We start from the raw sequence: 14636 nt of genomic DNA on the forward strand, positions 1-14636 counted from the left end.
CAAAAAATTGATTATGAGTACGAAGAATTTATACGATGACAAAGCCAGAGAAAAGATCAAGAAAATTGCAGAAGATGTAGATTTCTGCATGCTGGTGACCAATATGGATGAAAAACCACTTAGCGCGGTGCCTATGTCTACCAAACAGGTAGATGATCATGGAGCGGTCTGGTTCCTGAGCAAAAGCGACAGCGAACACAACAAGAATATTAAAAAGGACAGTGATGTTCAATTGCTATACAGCGGAACTTCAGATATGGAATTTCTCAGCATATACGGAGAAGCATTTATCGAAACCAACCGCGATGTGATCCACGAATTATATTCAAAAGCAGATAAAGCCTGGTTCGACGGAAAAGACGATCCAAGCATCACCGCGATCAAGGTAAACCCAAAAGAGGCTTACTACTGGGATAATAAAGACAATAAGGCGGTAACCCTGTTCAAACTGGGAATGGCCGCAGTGAGCGGAAAGAACCAGGATATAGGTGAAAAAGGAAAATTAGGAGTCTAATGACTTGTATTTGTCGGGAAAGACCTCATAACGAATCTTTGTTGTGAGGTCTTTTTATTTATACCTATTTTTGTGAACCTAAACCAAGATTTATGAAAGCATATGTATTTCCGGGCCAGGGAGCCCAGTTTTCGGGGATGGGATTAGATCTTTTTGAAAAATCCCCTCAGGCGCAGGATCTGTTCCACCAGGCAAATCACATACTGGGATTCTCTATCACAGATATAATGTTCGAAGGTTCTGCTGAAGACCTGAAACAAACCAAGGTTACCCAACCGGCAGTATTCCTGCATTCGGTGATCCTGAGCAAGGTGATGGGAGACAGCTTTAAACCAGATATGGTAGCGGGGCATTCTTTAGGAGAACTATCTGCGCTGGTAGCTAATAAAGTTTTGAGTTTTGAGGACGGATTAAAACTGGTTTCTAAAAGAGCCCAGGCGATGCAAAAAGCATGTGAACTGGAGCCTTCAACCATGGCTGCAGTGCTTGGTCTTGAAGACGAAATGGTAGAATCTGTTTGTTCTGAAACCGAAGGCATAGTGGTTGCCGCTAATTATAACTGCCCTGGGCAGCTGGTAATTTCAGGAGCTTATGATGCCGTAGAAAGAGCCTGCGAAAATCTTAAGGAAAGAGGAGCCAGAAGAGCCATGATCCTTCCTGTAGGCGGGGCTTTTCATTCCCCACTTATGGAACCGGCAAGGAAAGACCTGGCTGAAGCTATAGAGAACGCTACCTTCAACGATCCTATTTGCCCGGTTTACCAGAATGTAAGCACCTTCGCGGTAAACGACCCGGCAGAGATCAAGAAAAACCTGGTCTTCCAGTTGACCGCTCCGGTTAAATGGACACAGTCTGTTCAGAATATGATCAAGGACGGAGCCTCAGAATTCATCGAGGTAGGCCCTGGAAAGGTTTTACAAGGACTGGTCAAAAAAATCGACAGAAGTACAGCTACTTCTTCAGCTGAAATAGGCTAGAATAAATTCTTAGATAACTAAAAGGCTCTTATACAGAGCCTTTTTTTATACCTAAAAGTGGGTATTTTACAATCTTTAAGTATTTCGGAATAAAAGTTGTAGAATTTTCCTACAAATATTATAAATGCTTCTTCCCTACAAGGCATGATAACTGAAAATCTAAATTATGAAATCAACCTTAACTTTTTTATCACTGCTTTTAGGTCTAGTTTTTTCCTTTGAGTTCCAGGCCCAGCCAAAAAATGAATCTGAATTACAAAACAATTACACCGACTACTTTAAATCCAACCGGCACTCAGTTTTCCTTCATTTAAATAAAAACATACTACTCCAGAATGAAAATCTATGGTTTGCAGGATATGTATACGATCTTCAGACAAAAACTCCTGAAATGGAAACAACCAATCTGGAAGTAAGTGTATTTAATGCAAATGGAAAATTCATAGAAAGTCTTACACTATATACTTTTCAGGGAAAAGCTTCAGGATACTTGCCCCTCACCAAAAAAGACTATAAACCGGGTAAATATTTTATTCGCGCTTCCACCGCATATATTGAAAATTTAAATGAAGATCTAAGCTTTAAAAGTGAATTTCAAATAATTAATGATTCAAAACGAAAGCAGCCTGAGGGCAATTTGACTTATGACCTTCAACTTCTGCCCGAAGGAGGACACCTGGTGCAGGAGGTTAGAAATACGGTTGGGGTGAAGCTAATAGACCAGCATGGTTTAGGAGTTGAATTTGAAGAAGGCCATGTTCTGGATAACGATCTCGATACTATTTCTAAGTTTCGGTCGAACCGGTTTGGCCATGCAAGTTTCAACATACAGCCAGATGAGAATTCAACTTACAGTGTAAAAATTTACCTTAATAATGGGGAGGTAGTGGAAAAAACACTACAGGATCCAAATAGATCTGGGATAGTTATGAGAACTACTCTTAAGCAGGATGATCTTCAAATTAGCCTCTTAACTAATGAAAATAGTCTTCCAGTAATAAAAGATGAAAAATTTTATCTCGGAATTTCCCAGGATGGGAACATTAAAAACCTGGTTTTTAAGTTTCCGAATAATAAAAAAGAAGCCATTTTCAATTTCAGTAAAGACTCATTATATCGGGGCATCAATAGAATAACCCTTTTTAATAAAGAGTTCCAGCCTATTCTTGAACGCCTAGTTTTTAATGATCATGGATTAAAGTTAGATCATTTATCTACAGGTTCAGTGAAGAAAATAAATGATTCGATACAAATTGAAATAAAAGGAATAAAAGATGAAACTGCAAGGTTGTCTATATCCACCTTACCTCAAAAAACAGAAGCGTATTCTCCAGACCACTCAATTATTTCCGCATTTTTACTCAAACCCTACCTTAAAGGGAATATTGAAAATGGAGATTATTATTTTTCAGATGAACATTCGGCCAGAAGAAGAAATTATGATCTAGACCTGTTATTATTAACACAGGGATGGAGCAAATACCCCTGGTCTCAAGTATTAACTTTCAAAAGAGATCGAACAATTGGAAAAAACAAAGGCTTTGACCTGGAAGGAGAGATCTTTAGTAAAACCAGACCGGGTGATAAAGTATTTATAAGGAATGAAAAATCTGGCCTTTTTGAAATTATCGATGTCGAGGACAACAACAGGTTTAGTATAAAAAACCTATTTATTGAAGATAGTACTCAAATTTCTGTTGGGCTTTTAAGGAACAGGAATGGGAAAATGAAAAAGCCATCAATCTCGGTGCAGATATTTCCCCAAAAGGAAAGAACTCGACTCGATGCGGAACAAATTCAACCTAGCCTTAAGCCGGTGCCAGTTTTGAGTATTCCTAAAAATTTCATTACAGATAACGAGGTATTAGACACGGTAAATCTGAAAGCCAGTAAAAGATCTGAAAAGAAAAAAGATTTCCTAAATGCGCCTACTAGCTCGGCATTGTCAAATTATATTGAAATTAACGAAACCATCGCCAGTTCTAATTATTATATAACAGATTTAATCGAGAAGAACTTTTTCAGGGTAAGAAGAACTCCCGCCAATATTGAAATATGGTCGCAGACTCCATTTACCTTCAGGGATGATTTAGGACCTAGCCCGGTAATATTTCTTAATGGTGTAAGGATGGGCCAAGACCTTAGCTTTTTATATAATTTAAGAACTTCTGAAGTGAAATCCATCTATTTAAATAGATCTGCTGCGGCCGGTTATGGCGGTAATTATGAAGGAGGCGGAGTTATTAAAATTAAAACTAAAACTGGTGCAAGTAGATTCAATAATACTAACAATTCTACCCTAACCCTTATTGCCAATAATGGCTATCAGCCTTACAAAGAATTCTATGCTCCTAAGTATAATTCTTACAATAACTCTCTGTTTGAAAACTATGGCGTCATAGACTGGGAACCAGATATGGTTATTGCGGCAGATTCGAATAAAATTCACTCTATTTATAATACCTTGCAGGATAGCATAATCTTATATATTGAAGGAATTACCCAGTCTGGAAAACTAATTTCTGAAAAGATCGAAGTAAAAATAAACTGATCAAAATAAATAAAAAAAGCCCGATCGAACTGATCGGGCTTTCTTTATTCATCCTGAACTTGTTTCGGGATCTTCCAGGAAGAATATGAAACAGGATCAGATTGACATAGATTTATTCATTTTTGTAGACCTCTCCATCTTTCATCACGAACTTTACATTTTCTAATGTTTGGATGTTACTGGTTGGATCCTCATCCACGGCAATAATATCGGCATAGAAACCAGGCGCTAGCTGACCGCTCTCCTGTGCCATTTTCAAGATCCTGGCCGGAACGATCGTCGCCACCTGTATAGCTTCCATTGCCGGCATCCCAGCTTCTACCATATATCCAAATTCCCGGGCATTTTCTCCGTGTTTAAATACACCGGCATCGGTACCAAAGGCGATAGGTACTCCCTTTTTATAGGCTTTGGCAAAAGTGTTCTGGATTTTTGGTCCTATCTCCCTGGCCTTGGGAACAACCAGCTCCGGATAATAGTTTTCTACTTCAGCCTTCTGGGTTACCTCCTTGCCAGCCGTGATGGTAGGCACCAAGTAGGCCCCATATTCTTTCATCAGGTCCATGGTCTCCTCACTCATTAATGTTCCATGTTCGATAGTGGTCACTCCTGCCCTAACAGCTCTTTGCATGCCTTCGTCCCCATGCGCGTGGGCCGCCACATGAAAACCATAATCATTAGCGGTCCTAACGATCTCCTCTATCTCTTCTTTAAAGAATTGTGGGTTGGAACTGCTTTTGGCCACGCTCAGCACGCCACCCGTAGCGGTGATCTTAATAAGGTCTGCTCCATTCTTATAACGCTGCCTCACCGCTTTACGGGCATCTTCCACGCTATTTACCACCCCTTCTTTGGGTCCTGGATCTCCCTGCATCTGCCTGTTCATTCCATTGGTAGGATCTGCATGACCTCCCGTGGTTGCCAGGGATTTTCCCGCGGTAAAAATCCTGGGACCGGCAATATTACCTTTATTTATGGCGTCACGCAAGGCGATGTTCACCCCCGAGCCGCCAAGGTCCCTAACCGTGGTAAACCCGGCCAGCAGGGTCTTCTCAGCAAATCCTACAGAGCTTAAGGCGTCATCTGCGGGATTGTTGGTGAATCTTTGTAGATATTTACTAGGATTGGTTTCGCTTTCCAGGTGCACATGCATATCGGTAAGACCCGGCAGAACAGTTTTTTCCTTAAGGTCGATAAGCTCATCATCTTTGTTCGCGGGATCCTTATATCCTTTTTCTATAGCTTTTATTTTATTTCCAGACACCACGATGGTCTGCTCATTAAGAACTTTGCCGTTTTTGGTATCGATCAATTTTCCGGCATGTATATAAGTTTCCTGGGCTGAAAGGCCAATGCTGACCATTAGCAGGCAAAAAAAAGATATCAGTCTTTTCATATAGGTATAGTTATTTTAGATTTGAGTTAGTAATATAAGAAGATCTAAAATTTATTGAGCATAGTGCAATATTTTAAATTTTGAAACAAAAATCTCAGCAAATAATCCATTTTTTTGGCATGTTTGTTGGTTATTTTTCAGCCTAACTAGTCTTGCCCTACAAAGACCAACCTAATTTACCAGTGATGAATAAATATTACTTCCTATGGGTAATTATGCTTTCCAGTATGATATTAGCTGCCCAAAAAGAGCAAGACCTTCAAGAATTCCAGAATCAATTTGTTTCCTTAACAAGTGAAAAACAGGAATCTCTATACCTGCATCTTTCAAAAACTAAATTCCTTCCCGGCGAAGACCTTTGGTTTTCCTCCTACCTGTTTAATCATGCCACGCTAACACCAATAAACAGGGATGAGAAGATACATGTACAATTGGTTAATAAGGCGGGAAATGTTTTAGAATCTAAAACCTATTTATCGAGCCAGGGCCATACCGAGGGAATGCTGCAATTATCTGATAAAAAATATAGAAGCGGTAACTATCTGTTGATCGCCTATACCGATAGCCGGGAAAACCACTTCTCACAACCTATTGAGATTCTGGGTTCTGCCAGGGATAAAGGTGCAGCACAGGAATTAAAATATGATTTGCAGCTGTTACCGGAAGGAGGGCACTTGATTAGTGGCATCCTCAATACGGTGGGCGTAAAACTAATTAATGCCAGCGGTCATGGAATTGATTTTCAAAAAGGTTACCTGATGAATTCTACCGGGGATACTCTAACAAGTTTTGCTTCTAACAGGTTCGGAATGGCTAAATTCCTGATCAGGCCAGAAAAAGGAAATAAATATAAGGTAGTAATACCTGCCGATCCCGAATTTTATACGGCAGCGTTACCCGAAATCGAAGAAACAGGAATAGTCCTGAGTTCGAGTTATCTTAAGGATCAAATAATCCTAACCACAAAGACCAACCAGGTTACTAATCAAAGAATTCAGGATCAGGATTTTTATCTCGGTATTGAAGAAGCCGGTGAATTAAAGTTATTTGAATTTCATTTTCCAGAGGAGCAATTAAACGTAAATATTCCTGTGATGAAAGACTCCCTTAGTCGGGGAACACATTTAGCAACCTTATTTGACGCTGAGCTGAATCCTATTTCTGAAAGGATCGTATTTAATGGGACAGAGACCGGCGGCGAAATAAAACTACAAATCACAGAAAATACCGGTGACTCCCTGAAGGTAAATATCTCTTCCCAGGAAAATTCCTTATCGCTACTAAGCATTTCTGTTCTGCCTAAGGCCACCAAAGCCTATGGAAATCAAAAGGGAATTCATTATTCGGCCTTTATAAAGCCTTTTGTAAATGGATTTGTGGAGAATCCGGGATATTATTTCGATCCCAAAATAAATGAAAGGGAAAGACTTTATAACCTGGACCTTTTGTTCCTAACCCAGGGATGGAGCAAATATGACTGGAACCAGGTTTTAGAGAATCAAACCCCAAGCACCCCTCAAATAGGTTATAGTATCGAAGGCCGAATTCAAAGCGATTTTGACGCATCCAATAAACTTTTGCTTAAATCAAGAGATTCCGGTTTGTTCGAAGTCCTGGAGATAGAAAAAAACGGAGATTTTGAAATGGACAGCCTTTTTGTGCTAAAGGATTCTGAAATTTCCATTGGTTTACTTAACAAAAGAAATCAGGTAAGCAAACCGGTAATGTTCGCGAAGGTACTTCCGCGGGAAAATTCCCTGGCCATAGAGATCTCAGAGGAAGAATGGGAAGATACGGAAGCTGAATTTTTAGCCCGGGAAGCTGGTGATTTCAGGAATTTCACCAGGAATTCCACGCAATTAGACACCCTTACCATCAATGTAAAAAAGAAAGAGAAAGAGGAAATAGATCTGGATCCTTTCATGAGAAGCTCTCCCATGAACAGTTTAAGAATGGTAGATGATGAAATGAGGTCGCAATTCGTGTTCATCCTTGATTATATAAGGTTCAAAGGTTTTACGATAATATCTTCGCCTAACGGAGTACTGGTATGCAAAAGAGCTACCGGATTAAAAGGTTGTACTCCGGCCAGGATCTACCTTGATGGGATGGAACTCAGGGAAGATGCAGGGATGTTATCAAATCTTATGACCGAGAATATATCAGCCATCTCTATAAATAATTCCGGTATCGGGTTATTGCAACCAAGCCAGGGAAATGGTGGCGGTGGAGTCATCAGGATACAGACCAGAAAGGATTACGAGCAGGCAGACAATAATTATAATGAAGAAACTACCTATAAATTAAAGGCCAAAAACGGATTTAGTATCTCAAAGGAGTATTACAATTCGAAATATGGCTCCTATACCTCCAAGCTGTTCCAAAATTACGGCATTATTGACTGGAAGTCGCTGATATATCTTGACAATGAAGAAAAGCTGCAAAATTTCAAAATCCTGAACACCGCTACAGATAAGATCAGTTTTTTCGTGGAAGGCATCACCGGAAACGGTAAGTTGATCTCCCAGCGGATAGATATAGATCTATAAAATAAAAACCCGGCAATTAGCCGGGTTTATTTTTGAAAGAAAGTTGGTTACTATTTTAAGAACTTAATAATCGTGTCAGTAATATATTTTATCTGGTCATCTTCCAGTTCGGTATGCATCGGCAGGGAGATCACTTCCTGCACAAGTTGATTGGTCACCGTGAAGTCTTTCTCATTATATCTCTCGTCTACATAAGCTTTCTGCCTGTGTAATGGAATAGGATAATAGATCCCGAAAGGAATTCCTTTTTCCTGAAGATGTTTGGCCAGGGCGTCCCTTCTGCCCTTACCTATCTTTAAGGTATACTGGTGAAATACATGGGTATCGCAATCACCTCTTCTTACGGGAGTCACGACTTCCTCTATTTCGGTGAAAGCTTCAGAATATTTAATAGCAGACTCCTTACGTGCCTCATTATAAAGATCCAGATTTTTCAATTTCGCCCTGAGCACCGCAGCCTGGAAACTATCCAGCCTGGAATTCACCCCTACCACATCGTGATGATAGCGCTCATACATTCCGTGGTTCACAATGCCGCGAATAGTATGGGCCAGTTCATCATTATTAGTAAAGATCGCTCCCCCGTCACCATAACAACCCAGGTTCTTGGAAGGAAAGAAAGAAGTTGCAGCGACATCTCCAAGGGTCCCGGCCTTACTCACCTTTCCGTTTTTGGAATGGTAATCTGCGCCTATCGCCTGGGCATTATCCTCGATCACAAAAAGATCGTGCTCCCTGGCGATCTCCATGATCGCATCCATATCTGCAGTCTGCCCGAAAAGGTGAACCGGAACGATAGCTTTGGTCTTAGGAGTGATGGCTTTTTTGATCTCTTCGGGGTCTATATTGAAGGTTTCCGGGTCTACATCTACCAGCACCGGAGTAAGCTGAAGCAGGGCGATCACCTCTACGGTCGCGGCAAAAGTAAAATCTGCGGTGATCACCTCATCCCCGGGCTTAAGGCCCAGTCCCATCATAGCGATCTGCAGGGCATCGGTTCCGTTAGCACACGGGATCACATGTTTAACTCCAAGATATTCCTCAAGCTCCTTCTGAAAGGCATGAACATGAGGACCATTAATAAAGGAAGTATCTTCCAGAATTTCCTGTATCCCGTGGTTCACTTCGTTTTTTATCCCTTCATATTGACCTTTAAGGTCAACCATTTGAATCTTTTTCATCTGCAATTTTTTTCAGGAGTACGAAAATACGAAATATAGGTCCTACAGGCAATCATTTATTTGGAAAGGCCTATTTTAGCAGTCTCAAGTTTTTCGTTGTGCAGGGAATCTATAACGTACTGGTAAAGCTAAGCGGAGCCGTGTTAAAGTCGGCTGGGAAATTCAGTCCCAAGCTAAAGGAATTCACCGAAGGCCGAAAAGATCTCTTTCCAAAACTGGAAGCCGGAATAGATAGCAGCCAGGAATATTTCTGGGTGCATGCCGCCTCCCTGGGGGAATTTGAAATGGCCGTCCCCGTCCTTCAAATGCTGAAAAATAAATATCCCGAAAGGAAGATCCTGGTAAGTTTCTTCTCCCCTTCCGGATATAAGAACAAGAAAAAGCACCCCTTAGTTGATCTTTTCACTTACCTGCCCCTGGACACTAAAGAGAACGCCAGCAAATTCCTGGAGATCGTACAACCGAAAATGGCCTTTTTCATTAAATATGATTTCTGGCCCAATTTCCTGAATGAATTAAAGGAAAGGGAGATCAGGACTTTCCTGGTTTCGGTAGTTTTTAGAAAAGACCAGGCGTTCTTTAAGCCCTACGGAAAATGGATGCTCAAATCGCTACAGGCCTTTGAGCACTTTTTTGTTCAGAATGAAGAATCGCGCAATTTACTGAATTCAGCAGGCTTCGAGAATGTTAGCCTGAGCGGGGACACGCGTTTCGACAGGGTGGCCGCACAGATAGAAGCCAACAACCAGATAGATTTCATAGAACAGTTCAAAGGGGAAGAAATGCTGGTGGTATGCGGAAGCACCTGGCCAGAGGACGAAGACCTGATGATAGATTTCATCAACTCTTCGGTTAAGATCAAGTTCATCATCGCCCCGCACGAGATAAAACCGGAAAAGATCAGGGCGCTGGAAAAAAAGATTAGCATTTCCTGCATCAAATATTCAGAAAAGGAAGGAAAAAACCTGGAAAATTACCGGGTACTCATCCTTGACACCATCGGCCTGCTGGGCAGGGCCTATAGTTATGCCAATATCGCCTATGTGGGTGGAGCAGCAGGACACACCGGCCTGCACAATATACTGGAACCCGCCACTTTCGGCATTCCAATCATTATTGGCGAGAATTACGATAAATTCCCTGAGGCAGAGCGTTTAAGACAACTGGCCGGACTGTTTTCTGTTAAAAATTCAGGAGAATTTTCGGCCATCATGACCCGGCTTTATACACATTCAGATTTCCGGGAAAAGAGCGGTATGATCTCTGGCCACTTTATTAACAGCAATACCGGCGCCACCCGGATCCTCGAGGAATACCTTTCAAAATAGGCTTTTAAAACCTTAACATACTCTGCTAAAAAAACCTAAAATAAAATCTACCAATAGGTTTTAGTTGTAATTTCGATGTTATAACCAAATAAACTATCGAACAATGAAACGATTATCAATGCTGGCAGGAGGATTATTAATGATCTCTGCCGTATTCACCTCTTGCAGGGACACTAATGAAAAAGAAGTAATTGTAAAGGAAGTTGAAGTAGAGAAAAAAGCAGAAACCCCAGAAGAAGCCGGGGATAAGGAAGGTATCCTGGAACGTACTGCTAAAGAAGTAGATAAGGAAATCAACAAAGAGATAGACGAGGAGATCGAAAAAATTGGGGACGACAACTAAAATGTGAATTTTTTTTATGATCTTAAGAGTCGAAGTTAAATTTATGAATTAAACCACTCTAAAAATTATAAAAAGATGAGAAAACCAGTTTTAATATTTGCCCTGATGCTCTCCATGGGAGTAGTATTTACTTCCTGTAGAGATACGGCAAAGGAAAATGAGGCAGAAGAAACCGAAGAAATGATGGAAGAATCTGAAGACGCCATGGAAGATGCCGCCGACGATATGGAAGATGCGGCAGAAGACGTGGAAGACGCTTCAGAGGATGCCTGGGACGATGTTGATGACGACGCCAACAGCGTAGGAAATGATATCGAAGAGGCTGCCAACGATGTAGACGATGCGGTTGAGAACGCTGCCAGAGAAAGCGGAAGCGCGGTAAAAAACGCTGCCAATAAGGTAGATGACGGTGTTGAAGGCGCAGTTAAAAAAGCCGGAGACGCTATCAGCAAGGGAGCTAAAGATGCCGGTGATGCGGTAAACAAAGCTGCCAAGGACGTTAGCAACGAGGTAAAAGGCACCGACGATAACTAAATAAAGTTCTTTAATTCTAATCCAGAAAACCCTTTTCTAATGAAGAGGGTTTTTTAGTTCTTAAAGGATTTCAATTCTCTTTTGAGCTCCTCCATAGACTGCTGTAATTCCTGGAACAAACCGCTGTTAGAAGGATTATCAAGATTAAAGGTAAGCTTGGAATTCACCTGCCAGATCTCCTGTATCTCGTGAATATTGACCTCGATGGGCAGATATTCTTCATTGAGAGAAATAAGCAGCACCTTGGAGGGATCGGGCATTTTCTGAAGTTTCTTTACCAGTACAGAATCGTACATTACCACCACATAGACCTTATTATTACTGGCCTCCTCTATACTGGCCACGGCCTTACCCATTACCCATTCCCCGGGCCTGTAATCTGGTAACATACTATCCCCTTCTATCTGGAAGCCACGATAGGTAGCATTCCTGAATTCAGGCAGGGGAATATCAAAGGCGGGAAGCTGGTTATACCATTCCACATCCTGTACATTATGAGGATAACCTGCCGCAGCTTTCTGGTTCACCAAGACAATATTCTCATTATCGGCATTGTCTACGGTAACCACTTTCGGGCTTACATCACCCTTGGAGACCTGGAGATACTTCTGCCCGCTTTCACCAAACAACCAGAGAGGATTAATTCCGAATTGCCTAAGCAGTTCAGATACTACCTTACCCGAAAGTTTGGTTCTTCCTCTTTCGATATCTGCCGTGGAGTTTTTAATTCCCAGCAAAGTGGCAAACTCTGTTTGCGTATAATTGTTCTCTTCACGAACTTCTTTAAAGTGTTTTATCTCAATAGATCCAGGTGTACCCATAATTTCAAGATTAGGAATATTTCCAAAATTTACTCAAAAATATTGGAATTTATCCTATTTAACTAAAAAACATGCAAAAAATTACGCCGTGCTGTATTTATCCCGGAAACCTAGCAATCTCAGGGCGTTCAGGACTACTACGATAGTAGAGCCTTCATGAAAGACCACGGCTATACCTATGTTGGCCCAGCCAAAAATGGTCGCGGGAAGCAGCAGGGCCACCACCCCAAGGCTTATCCACAGGTTCTGTTTTACGATCTGCTGGGATTTCCGGCTAAGGGCAATCGCGAAGGGCAGGATCTCCAGCTTATCTGCCATCAGAGCAATATCTGCCGTTTCCAGAGCTACATCGCTACCTGCGGCACCCATGGCAATTCCAACAGTACTGTTGGCCATGGCCGGAGCATCATTCACCCCATCCCCCACCATGGCTATCTTATTTTCTTCCTTTTTAAGCTGCTTTATGCGTTCTACCTTTTCCTCGGGTAACAAACTGCCATAAGCATCGGTCAGGCCTATCTCGGCAGCGACGGCATCTGCCACTTCCTGGTTATCGCCGGTAAGCATGATCATTTTCCTGATCCCGATCTTTTTAAGCTTGGAAAGGGTAGCTTTGGCGGCCTGTCTAGGAGTATCCATCAAGCCCAGTATGCCGCTGAACTCCTCGTTATGCTTTATGAGCATGACCGTTTTCCCTTCTCTTTCCATTTTCTTCACCTTATCTTCTACCTCAACAGGAACACCTCCCGAGGACTCGTAAAGCTCCAGGTTACCAATCTTAATAAGGTCCCCGTTCACCTTCCCCTGTATTCCTTTTCCCTGGATAGCCTCAGAATTTGTGGCCTCGGGAATCCCGTTCACCTCCTGCATTTGCTTCTTGCCATCTCTCACCACGGCTTTAGCCAGAGGATGATTGCTCGAACTTTCCAGCGCGATCACTCTCTTCAGCAACTCGTCGTTGGAGAGTCCGTTTAAAAGGACGACATCGGTAAGCCTGGGTTTTCCTTCCGTTAAAGTTCCAGTTTTGTCAAAAGCCAGCGCCCTTAGGGTACCCAGGTCTTCCAGCGGCTTTCCTCCTTTGATAAGGACCCCGCCCCTGGCCGCGCGAGCAATTCCGCTTAAAACTGCGGAAGGGGTAGAGATCGCCAGGGCACAGGGACTGGCAGCGACCAGCGCAGCCATAGATCGATAAAAACTATCCTGCCAGGTCTCGTCTACCACGAGGAAGGCAAAATTGAGCAGGATGATGAGGATCAGCACGGCGGGCACATAATATTTTTCAAAATTATCGGCTAGGAGCTGGGTGGGAGATTTCATTTCCTGGGCTTCCTGAACCATGGTGATAAGGCGATTCAGGGTGGAGTCCCTCGCCTCTCGGAGAACTTTCACCTCTATGCTATTATCCCCATTAATGGTCCCGGCGTATACCCGGCTTTTCTGGGGGATGTCTGCTTCTGAAGCATATTCTTTTTCAGGATCTTTTACCGGTTCTTTATCTACCGGGATGCTTTCGCCGGTGATGGGAGCCTGGTTAACACTGGTCTTTCCGCTAATGAGGATACCATCTGCGCTAACGGTGGAATTAGGTCGTATCCTGATCACATCTCCTAGTTTAAGTTCCTTGATATTCACCTCAACAATATCTTCCCCTTGTTTTTTTAGCGCAACTTTCGGGGAAAGCCTGGTAAGGGACTCTATAGATTTGGTAGCTTTTTCCATCGCCAGGTGTTCCAGGGCGTGCCCCAGGCTGAACAGGAATAACAGCAACGCACCTTCAGCCCACTTATCCAGCAAAGCAGCACCGATGGCCGCAACCAGCATAAGAAAATCTATCTGAAACCGCCCGTGGGAGATCTCTTCTATGGCTTCGATCAGGGTATAATATCCTCCAAAAGCATAGGAAATCAGGTAAGGGATCACCACGTATATAAAAGGGAATCCACTGAATTTATCCAGAAGAAAACCTGCCAGCAAAAAGACACCGCTTAAAATGGCAAAAATAAGCTCGGTCCTTTCCCCGAAGATTCCGGTATTATTAGATTTGCAACATCCGTGGTTATGACCTGACATGGGGGTATTTTTTTGAATTATCTAAAATAAGCTTAAGCTCGGCCGGAACAGGCATAGGTTTTAATGCAGATACATTAGCACCGCCAGTATTTCCTCGTGGGATAACTCCTGAAAAAGATTTTATACCACCTACAAGAAGCCGTGGTAGCTGCCCCAGTACTTCCCGGAGATCCCTGTTCTTAACACCGAATTTTAGCATCTGCCAGTGTGAGCAGGTATGCTCAAAAGGATATTCATGGCCAAGAATATGGCTTCTTTCAAGATGGGTCCAGGCACTGGCCAGATCTCCACCTATTAAGGATAGTTGGTATCCCAGCATTTCCTTCTTATAATGCTCCCTGAGCATTTCAGGCATTCTAAGATTCATTTGCA

At 42.3% G+C, this 14636-nt stretch carries 12 protein-coding genes; 7 read left to right on the forward strand and 5 right to left on the reverse strand.

From position 1 onward, the window contains the following. Positions 1-13: 13 nt before the first annotated feature. The 3 genes from FLP08_RS05530 (at position 14) to FLP08_RS05540 (ending at position 4042) form a co-directional block, all read left to right on the forward strand. On the forward strand, positions 14-514 hold the full coding sequence (locus FLP08_RS05530) for a pyridoxamine 5'-phosphate oxidase family protein (protein WP_156274859.1): 501 nt from the start codon (positions 14-16) through the stop codon (positions 512-514). Between the two features lie 92 nt (positions 515-606). Then, positions 607-1491 (forward strand): ACP S-malonyltransferase, encoded by an 885-nt coding sequence (gene fabD / locus FLP08_RS05535; protein ID WP_156274861.1) that lies wholly within the window; start codon positions 607-609, stop codon positions 1489-1491. Between the two features lie 166 nt (positions 1492-1657). Continuing rightward, on the forward strand, positions 1658-4042 hold the full coding sequence (locus FLP08_RS05540) for a hypothetical protein (protein ID WP_156274863.1): 2385 nt from the start codon (positions 1658-1660) through the stop codon (positions 4040-4042). A 112-nt stretch (positions 4043-4154) separates the two neighbouring features. Here FLP08_RS05540 and FLP08_RS05545 read toward each other — a convergent pair whose 3' ends face one another. Beyond that, complete coding sequence (locus FLP08_RS05545; protein ID WP_156274865.1) at positions 4155-5438, reverse strand: metal-dependent hydrolase family protein; 1284 nt, start codon at positions 5436-5438, stop codon at positions 4155-4157. Between the two features lie 185 nt (positions 5439-5623). Here FLP08_RS05545 and FLP08_RS05550 point away from each other — a divergent pair, with 185 nt between their 5' ends. Then, positions 5624-7987, forward strand: coding sequence for a hypothetical protein (locus FLP08_RS05550; RefSeq protein ID WP_156274867.1), 2364 nt, complete (start codon positions 5624-5626; stop codon positions 7985-7987). A gap of 50 nt (positions 7988-8037) precedes the next feature. Here the strand turns inward: FLP08_RS05550 and FLP08_RS05555 are convergent, their stop codons facing one another. Beyond that, the gene (locus tag FLP08_RS05555; protein ID WP_156274869.1) at positions 8038-9168 is read right to left on the reverse strand and encodes a DegT/DnrJ/EryC1/StrS family aminotransferase; all 1131 of its coding nucleotides are present in this window, start codon (positions 9166-9168) and stop codon (positions 8038-8040) included. A gap of 98 nt (positions 9169-9266) precedes the next feature. Here FLP08_RS05555 and FLP08_RS05560 point away from each other — a divergent pair, with 98 nt between their 5' ends. From FLP08_RS05560 to FLP08_RS05570, 3 genes are all read left to right on the forward strand, one after another. Beyond that, the gene (locus FLP08_RS05560; RefSeq protein WP_162430938.1) at positions 9267-10496 is read left to right on the forward strand and encodes a glycosyltransferase N-terminal domain-containing protein; all 1230 of its coding nucleotides are present in this window, start codon (positions 9267-9269) and stop codon (positions 10494-10496) included. Positions 10497-10599: 103 nt separating this feature from the next. Beyond that, positions 10600-10839 carry a hypothetical protein gene (locus tag FLP08_RS05565; RefSeq protein ID WP_156274871.1) on the forward strand — a complete coding sequence of 80 codons (240 nt, stop codon included), beginning with the start codon at positions 10600-10602 and terminating at the stop codon, positions 10837-10839. A gap of 75 nt (positions 10840-10914) precedes the next feature. Next, positions 10915-11373 carry a hypothetical protein gene (locus tag FLP08_RS05570; protein ID WP_156274873.1) on the forward strand — a complete coding sequence of 153 codons (459 nt, stop codon included), beginning with the start codon at positions 10915-10917 and terminating at the stop codon, positions 11371-11373. 53 nt (positions 11374-11426) lie between these two features. Here the strand turns inward: FLP08_RS05570 and FLP08_RS05575 are convergent, their stop codons facing one another. The 3 genes from FLP08_RS05575 to FLP08_RS05585 all read right to left on the reverse strand — a co-directional run bounded on the left by FLP08_RS05575 (position 11427) and on the right by FLP08_RS05585 (position 14631). Next, positions 11427-12194 carry a LexA family transcriptional regulator gene (locus tag FLP08_RS05575; RefSeq protein ID WP_156274875.1) on the reverse strand — a complete coding sequence of 256 codons (768 nt, stop codon included), beginning with the start codon at positions 12192-12194 and terminating at the stop codon, positions 11427-11429. 81 nt (positions 12195-12275) lie between these two features. Then, positions 12276-14264, reverse strand: coding sequence for a heavy metal translocating P-type ATPase (locus FLP08_RS05580; RefSeq protein ID WP_156274877.1), 1989 nt, complete (start codon positions 14262-14264; stop codon positions 12276-12278). Next, complete coding sequence (locus FLP08_RS05585; RefSeq protein ID WP_156274879.1) at positions 14251-14631, reverse strand: DUF3703 domain-containing protein; 381 nt, start codon at positions 14629-14631, stop codon at positions 14251-14253. The genes FLP08_RS05580 and FLP08_RS05585 overlap by 14 nt, the downstream gene beginning before the upstream one ends. Positions 14632-14636 lie beyond the last annotated feature (5 nt).

The sequence above is a fragment of the Christiangramia aestuarii genome, from assembly GCF_009735585.1.
GTDB lineage: Bacteria > Bacteroidota > Bacteroidia > Flavobacteriales > Flavobacteriaceae > Christiangramia > Christiangramia aestuarii.

Coding starts and splice junctions, on each gene's coding strand:
- FLP08_RS05575 (WP_156274875.1), bottom strand. CDS start 12,194: ATGGGTACACCTGGATCTATTGAGATAAAACACTTTAAAGAAGTTCGT.
- FLP08_RS05555 (WP_156274869.1), bottom strand. CDS start 9,168: ATGAAAAAGATTCAAATGGTTGACCTTAAAGGTCAATATGAAGGGATA.
- FLP08_RS05580 (WP_156274877.1), bottom strand. CDS start 14,264: ATGTCAGGTCATAACCACGGATGTTGCAAATCTAATAATACCGGAATC.
- FLP08_RS05565 (WP_156274871.1), top strand. CDS start 10,600: ATGAAACGATTATCAATGCTGGCAGGAGGATTATTAATGATCTCTGCC.
- fabD (WP_156274861.1), top strand. CDS start 607: ATGAAAGCATATGTATTTCCGGGCCAGGGAGCCCAGTTTTCGGGGATG.
- FLP08_RS05550 (WP_156274867.1), top strand. CDS start 5,624: ATGAATAAATATTACTTCCTATGGGTAATTATGCTTTCCAGTATGATA.
- FLP08_RS05570 (WP_156274873.1), top strand. CDS start 10,915: ATGAGAAAACCAGTTTTAATATTTGCCCTGATGCTCTCCATGGGAGTA.
- FLP08_RS05585 (WP_156274879.1), bottom strand. CDS start 14,631: ATGAATCTTAGAATGCCTGAAATGCTCAGGGAGCATTATAAGAAGGAA.
- FLP08_RS05540 (WP_156274863.1), top strand. CDS start 1,658: ATGAAATCAACCTTAACTTTTTTATCACTGCTTTTAGGTCTAGTTTTT.
- FLP08_RS05545 (WP_156274865.1), bottom strand. CDS start 5,438: ATGAAAAGACTGATATCTTTTTTTTGCCTGCTAATGGTCAGCATTGGC.
- FLP08_RS05530 (WP_156274859.1), top strand. CDS start 14: ATGAGTACGAAGAATTTATACGATGACAAAGCCAGAGAAAAGATCAAG.